Source organism: Pedobacter sp. KBS0701, assembly GCF_005938645.2.
GTDB lineage: Bacteria > Bacteroidota > Bacteroidia > Sphingobacteriales > Sphingobacteriaceae > Pedobacter.
The window spans coordinates 3,881,249-3,898,405 of sequence record NZ_CP042171.1 but is presented as its reverse complement, the minus strand read 5'-3'; the positions used below and the strand labels follow the sequence as shown (position 1 = coordinate 3,898,405).

The following is a 17,157-nucleotide window of genomic DNA, read 5'->3' as shown; positions in this document are numbered from 1 at the left end:
CTGATGTGCAAGTGTTTTTACCTCTACATTAATACATCATCAGGTACTGTGAGGTATCTCAACTAAATAAACCAAATGCGATTTTAGGCTAAAAATGCATTTTTTTCGATTTTAACATAATATTAACATACGCACAAGTGTACAATTAACACTAAGTGTTTTGTGGGGTGATAAAAATAGCTGTGAGAGGTAATGATGTAGTGGTTATTTAATGATATAATATAAAAAAGCGTCAAAACCATTTTTTATGCAAACGTTCAAGAGGCTGGTTATTGAAGAAGTTTGACTTAAAATCTGTTTCTCGAGGTAATATTAAAGCTCCATCAGGAACTCAGTTAAGTTTTTATCATGGGGTACTTCCAGCTTCTTGCGTAAGCGGTACCTGCGGATTTCTACCCCACGTAAACTAATATTCAATAACGACGACATTTCTTTACTGCTCATATTCATCCTAAGGTAAGCGCAGAGCTTTAAGTCGTTCGGAACAAGGTCGGGATGCTGTGATTTTAATTTCTTGAAGAAACTTTCATGCGCCTCGTTAAAGCTATTTTCGAACAGGTGCCAATCGCGCTCATCGTTCATGCCGTCGTTGATAACTTTCTGAATTTTGCGGGTTTGATCGTCAGAAAGTTTCTTGCCATTTTCATCCTTTAACTTGGTGATCTCGTCGCTCAATTTTTGGAGTAGCTCATTTTTATAGACTAATGTCATGGCAGAATTGGCCAGTTCCCTGTTTTTTGAAGCCAGTTCTGCCTGAAGTTTCTCTGTTTGAAGCTTGATGATCTGTTTCTCATTCGTTTCTGCTTCCTGCCTTAATATTTCTTCCTGTTCCGCCTGCAAGCGCTCGCTGATTTTCTGACTATCCCTTTGCAGCTTCCTTTCATAAATTTTCTTCCCCACAATCAATACGGTCACAAAAAGAATGGCATAAAGTAGTATGGCCCAGTTATTCAGGTACCATGGGCGCAAAATGGTAAACTTATAAACGGTTTCTTCACTCACCGTACTGTCATCTATCTTTGCTCTAACCTTAAAAACATAGTTTCCAGCGCTTAAATTAGTGAAATCTTTTTCGGTGGCATAACTCCAGTCAGACCAGGTACGGGAGTAACCTTCAAGGTAAATCTGGTATTTAACCTTGGCCTGACGGTAATAGGGCAGTGCGTAAGAAATACGGATATTATTACGGTTGTTCTGAATCTCTGTTGCTTCTTCGCTGTTTCCGGCTTCGCTAATGAGCGAAAATTTATCGGTAATATCTTCTACACGCCTGATCAAAACGGCAGGAAGTTTTTGTTTCTGCTGGTTGAGTTGCGCAGTCGGGTTATAAATGACAAAGCCATCATCCACACTAATTAGGTAAATCGCGTTGCTGATGCGGCTGATGTTTTCATAATATTGTACCATGCGGCCATCCAGAATACTGAATTGATTGGAATCGATCTCTACCTTGCCCGGTTCACTAAAATTAACCAGGGCCGTTTTACCGTGGTTGATAAACCAATATTTTTTGCCGCCAGCATTGATAATTTTATTGGAGGATTGAAATGAACCGAGCTCTTTATTCAACGCTGCGTACTTGGTAAATTTATCACTTAACTCATCATAAGTATAAAAACCCGCATCAGAAGAAAACACAATTTTGTTCTCTAAATTGAATATATTGATGTTGTAATTGCCGGGCAGACCGTTCTTTTCGTCGAAATATTTAACGCTGGTAGCGTTGCTGTAATTTTGGCTTAAACTCAATTTGTATAAACCCTTATAGGCATGTGCTACCCAGATATCACCTTTATTATCTTGCTCTACGTATCTCGATGGCGCATCAAATCCTGCAATCTTTGTTACAAATTTTAATCCCGAACCCGGAGACTCTGTAAAGAGCGAAAGTCCGGTATAAGTACCTTGAACGAGGTAATTTGGGTTGGAGTTTAGCTTTTTGATTGTCCACCCGCCAGCAGATCTGGATAACCAGTTAATTTGATCACCATTTACTTTGAATGTACCGCTATTGTGGCCGCAAATCAGTTCGTTATCAATAATGGTCAGTTCCCACACCTGTCCCTGCGAATTTGGGATCAACCGAAAATTAAAAGGCAGTAAATTATCAGGCGACCACTCACTATAAAATAAGCCCTGATTGGTGCCAAGGTAAATTTTATTGTTAAAAATAATGCTGGAGTATACCGTTCCAAACTGGCCGGTTTTATCAAAATAGAAGTATAGGGGCGAATTTAATTCTATCCGGTCGATTCCATTGTCAAGCCCGGTCCATAGGTTTTGTTCATTATCGGCGTATAAACTCAAAACCGTATTGTTTTGTAAACCGCTCGATTTGTTGATCCGCTGAACAACCCTTCCATTTTCGTCGATAATAATCAACCCATTGAGGATAGTGCCATAAGCGAAATATTTGCCGAGTAAACTTACCCCGTTATTAAGCTGATAGGTTTTTAAATAGCTATTAGCTGAAGTGTTTAAGGGCGCAAAATCTTTCCCGTCGTAAGTAAATAAACCGTTTTTACTGGTGCCAATAATAAGTCCGTCAGTTTTATAGGGAAGAATGGACAGAATACCTTCTTTTCCCAGCTTTTCGCTATTGGGAATGTGGATTAATTTATTGCCCACCAGTTCGAATAAACCTTTTTCAAGCACTTCAATAATATACTTATTACGTACTTTATGTAAAAACAAAAAAGAAGACGGCGATTTTACCACTTCGATTTTATTGTTTTTATAAATAAATATTTTGGAGAAAGACTGAAAGATAACCCGGTCCTGATCTACATAAATTTTCCAAACCTCGTCATTTATTTTAATGCCTTTTGGTAATAAATTGATGAGCGAGTTGTAGCTTAATTTGTTGTTTTTAAACGCCCAGAAACCAAATTCGCCAAAACCGCCGGTATAAATCCTTCCTTTGTTATCTGTAGCTACCGCTCTAACAATCTGCCGGTTTGGCATCTGGTATTTCTGCCAGTAACGGCCATCAAAAGTTAATAAGCCTTCTGCGTTGCCAAAGTACATCACCCCTTTATTATCTTTTGCTATGCTCCAATTCTGGTTCCCTGATGAATAAACAGCTTTAGGGTAATTTTCGATATAGGGTACACCAATGCTTTTAATTTCTGATGCATAGGCACTTATTGTAAAACAGGAAAGCAGTAATAAAAAACGGAAATAGTTTAGCATAAAATGGTTACTCGATAAAGCCATTATTACACAAAGTAAGTGAAAAATTGTTTAATATAGGTGAGCGGTAGTAGATGTCAAGGAATCAGGCGCTAAAAGATCAAAATTTCAATAGTTCGTAAAATTGCCGTCATTTCGAGCGGAGTGCAACGAAGTCAAGAAATCTATTTCAATAAATCTCTCCATTTCACTGCGTTTCAGTCGAGATGACGACCCATCTATTTAATCACTTTAGCCTTTCACCGCTACCGGCTGCGGAACTTTTACATAATAACCCGTGCCATTGTAAGGGCGTTTACGCGGATTAGTAGTGCATGCTGTTGAGCAGCAGCCCTGAAGTTCTTCGCCACACTCATCGCATTGGGTAATGTGCTCGTTACATTCCGGATTGGCACAGTTGATCATTTTTGGTGTAGTTTTACCACAGTTATAGCAAACCGAAACAATGGTAGGGTTTACCTCGTTCACATCAACAGCAATGCGGTTATCGAAAACATAACATTTGCCTTCAAAATCCTTTCCACCGGCTTCCTTACCATACTTGATAATACCGCCATGCAACTGGTATACATCGTTAAAACCATGGTGCAATAATAGGGCAGATGCTTTTTCGCATTTAATACCTCCAGTGCAATAGGTTAATATTTTTTTGTCTTTATATTGGGCAAGCTGGTTAATCTGCTCAGGGAAATCGCGGAAATTTTCGATATCCAACGTTACTGCATTCTTAAATTTACCTAGATTATGTTCGTAATTAGAACGCACATCAAGGATTATGACATCCTCATCATCTTTCATTTTCATGAAATCTACCGGCTCCAAATGTTTACCCGTTTGTTTGTTCGGATCAATAATCGAAGTATCCCTTAAACCAGAATGTACAATTTCCGATTTGTAACGGCAGTGCATTTTCAGGAAAGAAGGTTCTTCTACATTATCGATTTTAAATTCTGTTTTGGCAAACCGCTCATCAGCATGTATCGCTTCCATATAGGCTTTGCATGCTTCAGCAGTACCGGAGACGGTACCATTTAAACCTTCGTCGGCAACGATAATACGCCCAACAAGATCTAAGGATTTACAAAATTTAAGATGATCGGCAGCAAATTGTTCTGCCTCCGCTATGTAACTATAGCAATAGTAAAGTAGTGTTTGATATTTTTTCATAACGCTGTTGATACCGTTGCAAACGGCGTTTAAAGCGGGGCAAAGATAATAAAAAAAGGTGGAAGGTAGAAGGCTTAAGGTAGAAGGTTTTTAACCCCTGTTTTCAGAATATAGGTTTTTTAACCACAAATTTGCACAGATAAACACGAATTTTTATATCTGTGTGCATCCTTTTTATCTGTGGTTAAATTATTTTCACCTGTGCCAATGGCTTAAACTTAATGACATTGACCTTACACCTTATACCCTACACCTTATCAGAAGCCATAAGATATCCTAAAACCCTGGGTTAACTTAGTTCCGCCATCATAAGCGAAACCATAACTTGCCCGCAGTACCAGGCGTTGAATACCAAAATAAAATTCTTTGTAATTTCTTTTTTCAGGTGAGGATAAATAACCACCACCGATAAATTCTTCCAGTTTAGCTTTGCGCAACAATGGAATTTTATTCATAAAGAAACCTGCGAAATTATGCTCCAAATGCGCTTCGAAATATTGTTGGTTGGTACTGAACTGATAAAAATCTAAATATTGAAATTTCCTTAAATTAGGAGGAAATATGGTGGAAATATTACCTGCGAAATGTTTGAAATCAGGGTAATACATGTTTTTGTTGTTCAGGAACTTGCCTACACCTGCCAAAAATGAAGTGTAACCCCATAATCCAAATCCGATCCTGTCCTGAGAAACCTCAAGCTTCACGAAATCGTAATCAACATCGCTGTTTAATACACCATTAAATCCTTTTTTATATAATACCGTAATTTTAGGAAATTTTGATTCTGTGTAAAACTTACCATCCGGACGGGTAATGTATTTCTGCCCAAAAGTATAGGTTAAACTTGCTGTTGCGCTGAAAGAATTGTAGGTTGGGAAAAGCGGTGTGTCTTCGGTTGGGTTAAAAGGGTTGTTTGATGTAAATTCGCGGTCTTTCGCATCTATAAATTTAAACGTTGAGTTATTGGTGAGGCTTTTATTCCGGTTGTAATCTACAGCCACACTTCCCTGAAGGCCCGAGGCCAGTTCGCGGGTGGTATTGATATTTATAAAACTCTTTTCGTAAAACTTGGCGAAATTTTTCTCATAAAATAATGAGTTAATAGTGTTGCCCAGCTGTGTCATAGAGCCCAGGTTGTTCAGGTCGAAGACTCCGTTTCCGAACGATGCACCTACACTGGCCCGTTTAAGCGGGTTGTAATAATAGCTTCCGGTTAAGCTTCCGGTAAGCCTCTGGTTAGCAAATCCGTATCTCAACTCAGGTCGGATAGAATAAGATCTTCTATTCTCAAAATCCTTTCGGTAGGTAACACCATATTTTATGGCAAATCCTTCAACAGTATTGTAGAATATAGCTTTTAATACGGGGTCGAAATTCCAATATTCCTTGTCATACCGATCATTAATACTTACCCCCCTGAGTAAAAGCTTACCAATACCAAATTTATTGTTTTCTCTTTCAAGAGAATCAAGATATTTTTTCGATTCTTTTAGCTTCGCTATGCTGTCTTTTTTTACATAATTGATTTTTTCATCTTCCGTTAAAGGGATAGGCCTGTTATTTTTCCAGTAAACGGAATCTTTTTTGTTCACCATTTCAGTAACTTTTAAGATTTCTCCACTGAAAAAGTTTTTTGGAAATTTAGGGTCCAGATTATAATTACTATAAATCCCCACATAATAACCGGCTATTTTAAATCCCAGCACATTACCTGCAAATTGAAAATTAATAGCCGTAGGCATGTAAACCTCATTGACTTTGGTAAACTGCTGGCTGATGTTCAGTGTATCGATAAAGTTGATACCTGCGTTTTTGGTCAGGTAAACATCTGTATTGTAAATTCTCCAGCTATCGTCAATAATATAGATAATCCCCCTAAAAACAGGATCGTTTTCACGGCGGGGAATCACTTCTATTTTATGGATGATTTCTCCGTTTTCTTTGCTTTCGCCCAGTAATTTATATTTATAATAGAAGAGTGCATTGTCTGCAATTGGAGAAATATATCCTCTTGAACTTAATTTATTTTCGAGCAGGTAGTTATCGTAAAAATTGATGATCAGATCAGATGCCTTGTTAAAACTGAATGAGTTGTTCCTGCCAGCAACTTTTGAGGAGATCATTTCTTCATGCACATCGTTTGGCCGTCTGAAATTAAACTTGCTTTGCGATTCTGATAGGTATATAATGCCTTTCCGGTTAGTATCCAGCTCTAAAATTTTCTGTATATCCTGTCCGAAGAATTTTTTTGGTGCACCTTTTAATCTTTGCACTCCTTTAATGTAAACATCACAACTGAAAACTTTAACCTCCTCTAAATGTGTTTTTCTTTGTTTAATGGCCTTACGGATAATGGCATAAGCCGGATCTTCGGCATTGGCCCTGATATTTACGTTTTCTAAAGTATAACTTTCTGCCGTTAGCGTTACATTAAGCACAAGATTTGCTGAGGCATTTACAATATGCTCTTGCTGTTTGTAACCTACAGCTCTAAAACTTAAGGTATGCTCACCGCTTTTCAGCTTAATCGAATATTTTCCGTCAATATTTGCAGAGGTTCCCGAAGTAGTGCTTTTTAAATAAACCGATGCAAATGGAACAGGTTGTCCGTTCGTATCTTTAATTGTGCCAGTAACTGTAAAATGTTGTGCAAATGCAAAATTGGTGAGGCCGCAAAAAAACAGGAGCGCGCAAATTCTTATCATACGTTAGATTAGTAAGCTATAAAGATCGAATAACTTTAAGACTATATACACATTGGTGTATGTTAAAGTTTGTTAAGATCGAAAAAAAATAATCTGGATAGATAGTTTTTAAAAATAATATCACGAAGATCCCCTGATCAGTCAAACGTTTATCTGCAAAATAATGGAGTAAAATTGCCTTTTTAGGTTATAAAATACTTTTTTTTATAACTTTGACGTCAAAACAACCATATAAAAAGGCCATGTATAAAACATTACAACCTGTTCTGCAAAAGGAACTTGAAGAAATCGAAAACGCTGGATTATTTAAACGCGAACGTATAATTATTACACCTCAGGGTGCCGACATTAAAGTAAGTGGTGGTGCTGAAGTAGTTAACTTTTGTGCAAATAATTATTTAGGACTTTCTTCTCATCCAAAAGTGATAGAAGCGGCAAAAAAAGCAATCGATGATCATGGTTATGGAATGTCTTCAGTACGTTTTATCTGTGGAACACAAGATGTGCACAAAGAACTGGAAGCTAAGATTTCCAAATTTTTAGGTACTGAAGATACCATTTTATATGCTGCTGCATTTGATGCAAACGGTGGAGTTTTTGAGCCATTGTTTAATGCTGAAGATGCTATTATTTCTGATGAGTTAAACCATGCATCAATTATAGATGGTGTTAGATTGTGTAAAGCACAGCGTTTCCGTTATAAAAATGCCGATATGGAAGATCTGGAAAAGCAGTTAATTGCAGCTAAAGATTGCAGACATAGGATTATTGTTACCGATGGCGCTTTCTCTATGGACGGATCTGTTGCTCCGCTAGATAAAATTGCAGATTTAGCAGATAAATATGAGGCATTGATCATGATTGATGAATCACACTGTACTGGTTTTATCGGTAAAAATGGTCGTGGAACACACGAGCATTTCAATGTGATCGACCGTATTGATATCATTACCGGTACTTTAGGTAAAGCTTTAGGTGGTGCATCAGGAGGTTTTACTTCTGGAAAAAAAGAAATTATCGACATGCTGCGTCAGCGTTCACGTCCTTACCTATTTTCTAATACTCTTGCTCCGGCTATTGCAGGTGCATCAATTGCGGTATTGGATATGTTGAGCGAAACCACCTCATTGAGAGATAAATTAGAAAACAATACCAAATATTTCCGTGAGAAAATGACCGAGGCCGGTTTTGATATTAAACCAGGTTTCCACCCCATTGTCCCTGTAATGTTATATGATGCCAAGACTGCCCAACAATTTGCTGCGAAAATGTTGGAAGAAGGCATTTATGTAATCGGTTTCTTTTACCCGGTGGTACCTCAAGGCAAAGCAAGGATCCGTGTACAGTTATCAGCCGGGCACGAGCAACATCACTTAGATAAAGCAATCGCTGCGTTTACCAAGGTGGGTAAAGAATTAGGCGTAATTTAAAACTTATAAATCTGCTATAATTACAAAAGCCGCATTAAGCGGCTTTTGTGCTTTATGGGTTCATTTTCTTTTATAATGGTATTGTAAACAGATTATTTGAACCCGTTTACCTTAAAAATATTAGATAATTTGCTGTATATTTGAAGCCATGTTACAGGACAAAATAACACAATATACCGATAAAATTAATGCTTTCGTAACTGAAAAAGCAGACGAGTTAGAGCAATTCCGCATTAAATATTTAGGAAGCAAAGGCATTATAAAAGAAATTTTCGACGAATTCAAATCTGTTTCTGTTGAAGAAAAAAGATCGTTGGGCAAGGTTTTAAATGAATTTAAACAGCTTGCAGAATCAAAATATCAGACTTTAAAAGAGTCAACCGAAAGCACTGATACTAAAAGTGAAAATTCGCAATTGGATTTAACTTTACCTGGCGAAGGTTTCGAGATTGGTTCACGCCATCCTTTAGCCTTAGTACGAAGAGAAATTGTCGAGATTTTTGCAAAACTTGGTTTTACGGTAGCAGAGGGTCCTGAAATTGAAGACGATTGGCATAATTTCTCGGCACTAAATTTCCCTGAAGAGCATCCTGCCAGAGATATGCAGGATACTTTCTTTATTAAAAAAGGTGGAGAGAAAGGCGATATTGCTTTACGTACGCATACATCTTCGGTACAGGTACGCATGATGGAGCAAGGTCAGCCACCATTCAGAGCAATTATGCCGGGCCGTGTTTACCGTAACGAAGCTATTTCTGCCCGTGCACACTGTTTTTTCCATCAGGTGGAAGGTTTGTATGTTGATGAAAATGTTTCATTTGCCGATTTAAAGCAGACTTTGTTTTATTTCGTTCAGGAATTATACGGAGAAGGTACCAAAGTACGTTTCCGTCCGTCATATTTCCCTTTTACCGAACCATCTGCAGAAATGGATATTTCTTGTACCATTTGTAAAGGTGCCGGCTGTCAGTTTTGTAAATACAGTGGTTGGGTAGAAATTCTGGGCTGTGGTATGGTAGATCCAAATGTTTTGGAAAACTGTGGAATTGATTCAAAAAAATACAGTGGTTTTGCATTCGGAATGGGAATAGAACGTATCGCCAATCTGAAATATGTAATTAAAGATTTGCGCTTATTCTCTGAGAATGATGCACGTTTCTTAAAGCAATTTAAATCTGCTTTAATTTAATGATGAAATATTTATTCAGTATATTGTTTGTACTGCTAATTGTTACAGGTTGTGGTAAAGATCAAGGTTACATTCCTGATGTGCCAGTAAATTATAATGTAACGATAACTGAATTTAGCTTAAAAGCAGTAAATAATGTCCTGGTAGTTTCGAACAACGGAGTAGGTGGATTACTAATCGTAAAAACACCACTTGGAGGATATGTCGCCTTCGATCGCTGTAGCACAGTAAATCCGGAGAAGATCTGCAAGGTAGCACCCGATGATAGTGGTGTAACAGCAACCGACCCTTGTTCCGGAGCTAAATTCTCACTGCTCGATGGAAGTCCACAAAAAGCACCTGCCGAAAGAAGTCTAAAAGCCTATAATATTTCTTTGCAAGGCAACACACTATTACACGTAAGCAATTAAAATGGAAGCTGAAAAAATAAAAGAAACAGTAAAAAAGGCTGCCAAAGAACTATTTAGAAAATACGGTTACCATAAAACCAGTGTAAACGAAATTGCAAAAAAGGCCCGTATCGCTAAAGCTACCATTTACAAATATTTTGAGAGCAAAGAGCAGGTTTTAGATAGTATTCTGATGGATTATCTGGATCAGAACCTTTACGAAATACTGCACAATAAAGTAAGTTACGCTTCAGAAGAAGAGCACTTAAAAGCACTGGTGATGAAAACAAGCCGCTTATCATTTACCGCGTGTAATGAATTTATCGGCTGGGATTTTGTTCGTGAAAACGCAAATTCGCAGGAGTTTTTAAAACATTTATCAGATCAGCTTGAAGCCTTACTTTTATCCGCTTATTTACAATTGGATAACTTTAAGAATAATCCTGCAAGAAGAGAAGGCTTAGCCTTTTTGCTAAAAGCAAGTAAAAGTATCGTGTTTTCATTTGCATTTACTTCAGTTAGCGATTCAGATGTGCGTAAGAACTTTGTAAGTTTCCAGAAAGAAATACTGCCATTTTTGGTAAAAGCAGCGCTTTAAAAAGCAATTAAGCTCTGTATAATTAACCACAGATAAAAAAGGATGAACACAGATAGAAATCCGTGTTTATCTGTGTGCATCTGTGGTCGGCTATTGATTATAATAATCTTTCATCTTAAATTTTTGCACGGTTCTTTTCATTTTGCCATCAACCAGTTTTTGGGTAATTACGGTAACATAGTCGGCAATGCTCGAATCTTCAATTACCGATGAGTCTTCGTATGGTGCCTTTTTAGCGTCAAATTTGTAGTTGATGGTTTTGTCAAAACAGCAACCGTCCTTTTGGTGGATTGATACCTGTCTTAATTTTTTATCTACATCAAACATACCTAAGTTTTCACTGGCCAGTTTGGTAAGTTCATTGTTCAATAGAAACTTGTTTTCAGCTGCTGCTAAATAAACGTCATAAGATGGACTCGAATAAGCACCTTTACTACCATTTCTGATGGCAAGGTCCTCAAGGCCGTCGAAATTAAAATCACCGAAAATTAAAGGGGTTTGATATTTGCCTAGTTCCAGCCATCCAAGTTTAGCATTCTGTGTTTCAGTTAAACCAAACTCCAGGCCATCTGAATGAAAAGTATCAATTTCACGGTCTCTCACCTTGTCGTAAACAATAATAGTGGCTTTTCCGCTACAAGCATTCCCTTCACATTTATCAACAAAAATTTTGGCCTTATATTGATCAGAACTGTTATTGGCTAAGAATTTAAACTGTGCTTTTAAAGTATTGGTTATCATTAAAATACCGCAAAAGATGATTAAACTTTTCATTAAATGTTTTTTCGGTAAAATTACATCAATATCATGCAACGAAAAGTTAAAAAAGGTTAACGTTTTCTTTTACGTGTTCTAATATAGCTTTGTACGGCAGATTTTGTGGTAAGCCAATCTTTGCCTTCTTTATAGGCATCAATTTTGCCTTGCCTTGCCAATAGGCTCACATACTCTTGGCCATAAGGAACATCAGGTTCTGAAACGATATGTGATATGGGTTCGTAATCTCCGTAAGTGTTTCCAGGCAATGCATTTATATAGATATTTAACGAACGTTCTAAAGCTTGTAACATCAATAAACAAAGTTTATGGTAATTGCCCTTGTTAGCCTGATTAAGGGCTTCGTAGTATTTCTTTCTGTCGTTCTTGAGGATGATAGCAGGGGGGAAGCCACTTCGCATAAGTAGTAAATTCATCGCAAGCCTTACAGTACGCCCATTCCCATCAAAAAATGGATGGATCCAAACCAGTTTATGGTGGAAAATAGTAGACAATACAATATCATTTAATCCCAGCGGATTATCGTTAATAAAAGTGATCAGCTGATCTATCAGATCAGAAACTTTACTGGCATTTGGCGGCGTAAAATTTGCACCTACAATACGTACTCCGCCATTTCTTAAGCGACCCGCGTAATCATCTTCAATGCTTCGCAATACCAGGCCATGCAGCGATAGGATATCAATGCTCCTTAACGTATAGTTTTTTTTGACTAAGCCATATAAGTAATCAATGGCTTTTTCGTGGTTATAGGCTTCGAAATGTTCCCTAAGTGATTTTCCCTTTACGGTCATGCCTTCCTGTAAAACCATCTGGGTTTCTTTCAGGCTTAAGGTATTTCCTTCTATACTGTTTGAGTTGTAAGTCCACTCGAGCGTGAGGTCTTCTTTAATACGGTGTAGGGCACTGTTAGGCAGGGGCCTCGAAGTTTCTAACCTGGCCTTTTTTTCGTATAACCTTTTTATTTGCGGTAACAGCTCTTCTAAATCGCTTAAATCAAAATCCCACATAATCAAATATACTAATTATCGGTTATACATAAAAGTAAACCTATCCGATATTAATTTTTTTAGCCAAAAAAAATGATAACGTTACATTATCATTTTAAAATGTTTTTAGGGTGCTTATTCCCACTTAAATACTTTTACCGCCACGGCATAAATGCCAATACCCCAAAGCAATAAGATCATGATCTGGAATTTAACATCCCACAGGCCAACGCCTTCAAAGGCTACTTTACGCATGGCGTCGTTTAAATAGGTAAGGGGTAAGGCCCGGCTAATCGGTTGTAACCAACTTGGAAAAGCCTCGATAGAAAAGAATGTTCCAGACAATAAAAACTGTGGCAGGGTAATAATATTTGATATTGGAGGCACCATACTTTCGCTTTTGGCAATGCCGGAGATAATAAAGCCAAAGCCCATAAAAACAATAATGCCCATTGTGGCCAGTATAAGCATGTTGGCTACTGTGATTACACCATGTACAAGGGTAAAGCCAAAAAAGAAATGGCCAATTAAAATGATAAATAACGCACCAATTAAGGCAAATCCAATGCGGGCAATTCCTTCGCCAATTACAATGCTCGAACGCTTTACGGGAGTAGCAAAAAAGCGTTTAATTACGAGGGTTTGACGGAGACTCAAGAATACAAATGCTGTACCGAAAACGCCTGTGCTTAATAGCGAAAAGCCCAATTGGCCCGGGAGGATAAAATCGATGGTTTTATATTCACGGCCTGTGATGGTACTTTCTTTTATTTCAGCTACAGTTGGTTTTAAAGTTTTGTCGTAAAAAATATTATTTAAAACCGATTTTAAAATCCCGCCTTTATCTCTCGATGCTGAGGTGTAAATCACATTAACTGAATAGGCGGCAGAATTTACTTTCCTGTGCACATCAATCATGGCATCAACATTGCCCTTTTCAAGTAATTTATCAAATTCGGCTTTAGATTTATCTTTAACCAGACGGATCATTCCTGTTTTTTCTAGCATTCCCATTACCGGGTTGTTCACATCAGAACCTGGTGTTACCCCAACATCGATATGGGTTCCGCCACCGCCCAAAAAGCCAAAAACAAGGATAAATATCAAAGGAAAAGCAAGCGTAAATACTACTGCCGATGGACTCCGCATAATCGATCGGAAACTCGCTTTGGCAAGGGCCAGGGTTGCTGTAAGGTTATTGTATTTTTTCATTTACTATTTGATTAATAGTTGTGCTGTTTATGTTCTTAAACCCGATTGTAGTGTAAATCCTTTTTGTTTTAGATGCTTTTATTTGGGCATAAGATTTACAAAAAGATTGTAACGAAAAGCGGGAGTAACCTTAACTGGAATGCTGCCCTTGCTTTTCAAGAGAAAGAATTTTAATTATTATCTCCATTCCTGACCGGTAAGGTTGATGAAAACATCTTCCAGATTGGCCTTTTTAACTTCTTTTTTGCGTTCAAAACCACTATTTACTAATTTGTCTATTAAGTTGTCAGGCGTATCCAGAGCTATAATTTGTCCTCGTTCTACAAAAGCAACGCGATCGCAAAGCTGTTCAGCCTCGTCCATATAGTGTGTGGTAATCACCACGGTTGTGCCTGCATCCCGGATTTCTGTAATCAGATCCCAAAGATTTCTGCGGGCCTGTGGATCCAGGCCTGTTGTAGGTTCGTCCAAAAAAATAATCTTTGGTTGGTTGATGAGCGTTGTCGCTATAGAGAAACGCTGCTTTTGTCCGCCAGAAAGTGCTTTGTATTTGGCTTTGGCCTTATCCTGAAGGTTCACTTTCTCTAGCATCTCCATGGGTTTAATGTTGGCGCCATATAACCCTGCAAAAAGTTCAATCAGTTCGATCAGGTTTAGATTTGGATAATAACCAGCTGCCTGTAGCTGTACACCAATAATCTGTTTAATATCCTGCGGATGTTTATCAACAGAAAAACCATTAACAATAATTTCACCTGATGTTTTAGCTCTCAATGTCTCGATAATTTCGAGGGTAGTGGTTTTTCCAGCGCCATTAGGGCCAAGCAGACCGAAAATCTCATGCTCATATACCTCAAAACTAAGCCCTTGAACGGCTACGAAATCATCATATTTTTTTACCAGGTCTTTAACACTGATAATGGCTTTTTTTGTTTCCATGTTGCGAATGTAAGGAGCTTTAAATGAATAGGAAATGAATTTTTAGACTCAGAGTCGAAAATGTCGGTAAAATGATGTTTTAAGCAGGCGAAAATAGGTTACAAAAGAAATCTGCGGATCGACAGCTTATTTTTGCCGCAAATCCGCAGATCTTTTTATTGTATTTTGGCCTTTAACCTTTAGCCTTTTACCTTAAACCTTACCTTACCAAGCCAGTTCGCCTTTCATTACTTCAACAAAATCATCGAATAAGTAACGCGAATCGTGTGGACCTGGAGAAGACTCTGGGTGATACTGAACTGAGAATGCTTTTTTGCCTTTAACACGGATTCCCTCGATTGATTTATCGTTTAGGTTAACATGTGTAATTTCTACTTTATCAGAGTTTCTAACCTCATCCGGAATTACACCAAAACCATGGTTCTGTGAGGTAACCTCGCAGTGGTTTTTGATAATGTTTTTAACCGGGTGGTTTAATCCGCGGTGACCGTTGAACATTTTCATGGTACCGATACCGTTAGCTTCGGCCAATAACTGGTGACCTAAGCAGATACCGAACAAGGGTTTATCTTCTGCTAATATATCTTTGATGGTTTCTACCGCATAAGGCATTACCGATGGATCGCCAGGACCGTTAGAAATGAAATAACCATCAGGACTGAATTTTTCCATTTCAGCAAAGGTCGTTTTAGCCGGGAAAACCTGAACATAGATGTCACGGTTTTCAAAACTGCGCAAAATGTTTTTCTTGATGCCTAAATCTAAAGCGGCAACTTTTAAGCTTGCCTCAGGGTTACCGTAAAAATATGGTTCGCTTGTACTAACTTTAGATGAAAGTTCTAAACCTTCCATGGAAGGTACTTCGGCCAATTTTTGTTTTAATTCCTCTAAGTCAGTTATTTCCGAAGAAATAATGGCGTTCATGGCACCTTTGTCGCGGATATGTCGAACCAATGCACGTGTATCAATATCAGAAATGGCAACTAAATTATCATTCTGGAAATAATCCTGGATTGATTCTGTTGCTTCTTTACGGCTATAAACGATGTTGTAATTTTTGCAGACTAAACCGGCAATTTTAATCGAACCCGATTCGATTTCATCTTTATGGATACCATAATTGCCAATATGTGCATTGGTGGTAACCATTATCTGTCCAAAATAACTTGGATCTGTGAAAATTTCCTGGTAACCTGTCATCCCGGTATTAAAACAAATTTCGCCAGTAGTAGTCCCAATTTTTCCGGCCGCTTTGCCGTAAAAAACTGTGCCATCGGCCAGTAATAAAATCGCAGGTAACTTGGTGTAGTTAGTCATGGTAATTACAATATGGATTTTGATTTAAAAAAGAGTTGAAAAAAGAATGGCTTTCGGCATTAAAGCCGTATTTGCAGGGTGCAAAAAAAGATGAATATATCCCTTCCATTTCGGGGTACAAAGATATGCTTTAAGATTGGCAATGTAAAGAGAAAAGTGAAATAAAGCATAAGCTGAAAGTTTAAAGACTAAAGCTGAAAGCAAGGGAACTGATTTGTATAAAAAATGATTTTAGCCTGAGATTGCTTTGGTCTTTTAACTTTGGTCTTTCGGCTTAATTAAAGAAAAAACAATACTTTTGGCAACAAAACAAATCTCATGTCGGTACATAAAGAAATCAAACGCATCACTACACACATTTTACAAGAAATGAAACAACGTAGTGAAAAAATATCGATGTTAACAGCCTACGATTATTCGATGGCGACCATTCTGGATGATGCAGGATTAGACGTTTTATTGGTTGGTGATTCTGCATCGAATGTAATGGCTGGTCATGAAACAACTTTACCTATAACCCTGGATCAGATGATTTATCACGCTGCATCTGTAATCAGAGCAGTTAAACGTGCTTTTGTTGTAGTTGATTTACCTTTCGGTTCCTATCAGGGAAACTCGAAAGAAGCTTTGAACTCAGCGATCAGGATTATGAAAGAATCAGGAGCACACGGTGTTAAATTAGAGGGCGGCGAAGAAATTATTGAATCGGTTCAACGTATCATTACAGCAGGAATTCCGGTAATGGGACACCTGGGTTTAACACCTCAGTCGATTTATAAATTTGGAACCTATACCGTTCGTGCAAAGGAAGAAGAAGAAGCAAATAAGTTAAAAACAGATGTTTTAGCCTTACAGGCTGCTGGTTGTTTTGCAATCGTATTAGAGAAAATTCCTGCCGCTCTAGGCAAAGAAGTTACAGAAAGTCTGCATATTCCAACTATTGGCATTGGTGCCGGACCAAACTGTGATGGACAGGTTTTGGTAGTAAATGATATGATTGGTTTAACCAAAGGATTTAAACCACGCTTTTTACGCCAGTATATCAATCTGTATGACGAAATTTTAGGCGCGGCGCAATCTTATATCCGGGATGTGAAAGGAAACGATTTCCCGAACGAGAAAGAACAATACTAAGTTTGGAGCTGGGCGTTTTGAGTTTGGAGTTTTTTCAAGCGCAGATAAACTATCCAGCTTAAACAACTAACAAATTAACCAATAGATTCGCAATAGACGATTTGCTTGGTCAAATGAAC

At 37.9% G+C, this 17,157-nt stretch carries 13 protein-coding genes; 5 read left to right on the top strand and 8 right to left on the bottom strand.

Features of this window, described 5'->3' with window-relative positions; all coding sequences use genetic code 11:
* Positions 1-312 precede the first annotated feature (312 nt).
* The 3 genes from FFJ24_RS15695 to FFJ24_RS15685 all read right to left on the bottom strand — a co-directional run bounded on the left by FFJ24_RS15695 (position 313) and on the right by FFJ24_RS15685 (position 7,064).
* A complete protein-coding gene (locus FFJ24_RS15695; RefSeq protein ID WP_138818109.1) occupies positions 313-3,192 on the bottom strand; it encodes a triple tyrosine motif-containing protein in 2,880 nt (959 codons plus the stop codon).
* Positions 3,193-3,423: 231 nt separating this feature from the next.
* Positions 3,424-4,359, bottom strand: coding sequence for a rhodanese-related sulfurtransferase (locus FFJ24_RS15690; protein ID WP_138818108.1), 936 nt, complete (start codon positions 4,357-4,359; stop codon positions 3,424-3,426).
* Between the two features lie 257 nt (positions 4,360-4,616).
* Positions 4,617-7,064: a DUF5686 and carboxypeptidase regulatory-like domain-containing protein gene (locus tag FFJ24_RS15685; protein WP_138818107.1), complete on the bottom strand. Its 2,448-nt coding sequence runs from the start codon at positions 7,062-7,064 to the stop codon at positions 4,617-4,619.
* Between the two features lie 242 nt (positions 7,065-7,306).
* Between FFJ24_RS15685 and kbl the strand changes: the two genes are divergently transcribed.
* The 4 genes from kbl (at position 7,307) to FFJ24_RS15665 (ending at position 10,670) form a co-directional block, all read left to right on the top strand.
* Positions 7,307-8,494 (top strand): glycine C-acetyltransferase, encoded by a 1,188-nt coding sequence (kbl, locus tag FFJ24_RS15680; RefSeq protein WP_138818106.1) that lies wholly within the window; start codon positions 7,307-7,309, stop codon positions 8,492-8,494.
* Between the two features lie 148 nt (positions 8,495-8,642).
* The gene (gene pheS, locus FFJ24_RS15675) at positions 8,643-9,683 is read left to right on the top strand and encodes a phenylalanine--tRNA ligase subunit alpha (RefSeq protein ID WP_121283580.1); all 1,041 of its coding nucleotides are present in this window, start codon (positions 8,643-8,645) and stop codon (positions 9,681-9,683) included.
* Positions 9,683-10,093 carry a hypothetical protein gene (locus FFJ24_RS15670; protein ID WP_138818105.1) on the top strand — a complete coding sequence of 137 codons (411 nt, stop codon included), beginning with the start codon at positions 9,683-9,685 and terminating at the stop codon, positions 10,091-10,093. The genes pheS and FFJ24_RS15670 overlap by 1 nt, the downstream gene beginning before the upstream one ends.
* A gap of 1 nt (position 10,094) precedes the next feature.
* Complete coding sequence (locus FFJ24_RS15665; protein ID WP_138818104.1) at positions 10,095-10,670, top strand: TetR/AcrR family transcriptional regulator; 576 nt, start codon at positions 10,095-10,097, stop codon at positions 10,668-10,670.
* A gap of 90 nt (positions 10,671-10,760) precedes the next feature.
* On the opposite strand, the gene FFJ24_RS15660 is transcribed toward FFJ24_RS15665, so the two are convergent.
* The 5 genes from FFJ24_RS15660 to carA all read right to left on the bottom strand — a co-directional run bounded on the left by FFJ24_RS15660 (position 10,761) and on the right by carA (position 15,904).
* A complete protein-coding gene (locus FFJ24_RS15660) occupies positions 10,761-11,444 on the bottom strand; it encodes a hypothetical protein (RefSeq protein ID WP_138818103.1) in 684 nt (227 codons plus the stop codon).
* A 56-nt stretch (positions 11,445-11,500) separates the two neighbouring features.
* Positions 11,501-12,457, bottom strand: a complete 957-nt coding sequence (locus FFJ24_RS15655; RefSeq protein WP_138818102.1) for a Fic family protein — start codon at positions 12,455-12,457, stop codon at positions 11,501-11,503.
* A gap of 114 nt (positions 12,458-12,571) precedes the next feature.
* Positions 12,572-13,648, bottom strand: a complete 1,077-nt coding sequence (locus tag FFJ24_RS15650) for an ABC transporter permease (RefSeq protein ID WP_138818101.1) — start codon at positions 13,646-13,648, stop codon at positions 12,572-12,574.
* Positions 13,649-13,825: 177 nt separating this feature from the next.
* Positions 13,826-14,587, bottom strand: a complete 762-nt coding sequence (locus FFJ24_RS15645; protein ID WP_138818100.1) for an ABC transporter ATP-binding protein — start codon at positions 14,585-14,587, stop codon at positions 13,826-13,828.
* Between the two features lie 204 nt (positions 14,588-14,791).
* A complete protein-coding gene (gene carA / locus FFJ24_RS15640; protein WP_138818099.1) occupies positions 14,792-15,904 on the bottom strand; it encodes a glutamine-hydrolyzing carbamoyl-phosphate synthase small subunit in 1,113 nt (370 codons plus the stop codon).
* 318 nt (positions 15,905-16,222) lie between these two features.
* Between carA and panB the strand changes: the two genes are divergently transcribed.
* Positions 16,223-17,038 (top strand): 3-methyl-2-oxobutanoate hydroxymethyltransferase, encoded by an 816-nt coding sequence (gene panB, locus FFJ24_RS15635; protein WP_138818098.1) that lies wholly within the window; start codon positions 16,223-16,225, stop codon positions 17,036-17,038.
* Positions 17,039-17,157: the final 119 nt, after the last annotated feature.

Bases quoted from the DNA above. Each gene is read 5' to 3' on its own strand.
- FFJ24_RS15695 (WP_138818109.1), bottom strand. From the start codon at position 3,192: ATGCTAAACTATTTCCGTTTTTTATTACTGCTTTCCTGTTTTACAATA.
- FFJ24_RS15690 (WP_138818108.1), bottom strand. From the start codon at position 4,359: ATGAAAAAATATCAAACACTACTTTACTATTGCTATAGTTACATAGCG.
- FFJ24_RS15685 (WP_138818107.1), bottom strand. From the start codon at position 7,064: ATGATAAGAATTTGCGCGCTCCTGTTTTTTTGCGGCCTCACCAATTTT.
- kbl (WP_138818106.1), top strand. From the start codon at position 7,307: ATGTATAAAACATTACAACCTGTTCTGCAAAAGGAACTTGAAGAAATC.
- pheS (WP_121283580.1), top strand. From the start codon at position 8,643: ATGTTACAGGACAAAATAACACAATATACCGATAAAATTAATGCTTTC.
- FFJ24_RS15670 (WP_138818105.1), top strand. From the start codon at position 9,683: ATGATGAAATATTTATTCAGTATATTGTTTGTACTGCTAATTGTTACA.
- FFJ24_RS15665 (WP_138818104.1), top strand. From the start codon at position 10,095: ATGGAAGCTGAAAAAATAAAAGAAACAGTAAAAAAGGCTGCCAAAGAA.
- FFJ24_RS15660 (WP_138818103.1), bottom strand. From the start codon at position 11,444: ATGAAAAGTTTAATCATCTTTTGCGGTATTTTAATGATAACCAATACT.
- FFJ24_RS15655 (WP_138818102.1), bottom strand. From the start codon at position 12,457: ATGTGGGATTTTGATTTAAGCGATTTAGAAGAGCTGTTACCGCAAATA.
- FFJ24_RS15650 (WP_138818101.1), bottom strand. From the start codon at position 13,648: ATGAAAAAATACAATAACCTTACAGCAACCCTGGCCCTTGCCAAAGCG.
- FFJ24_RS15645 (WP_138818100.1), bottom strand. From the start codon at position 14,587: ATGGAAACAAAAAAAGCCATTATCAGTGTTAAAGACCTGGTAAAAAAA.
- carA (WP_138818099.1), bottom strand. From the start codon at position 15,904: ATGACTAACTACACCAAGTTACCTGCGATTTTATTACTGGCCGATGGC.
- panB (WP_138818098.1), top strand. From the start codon at position 16,223: ATGTCGGTACATAAAGAAATCAAACGCATCACTACACACATTTTACAA.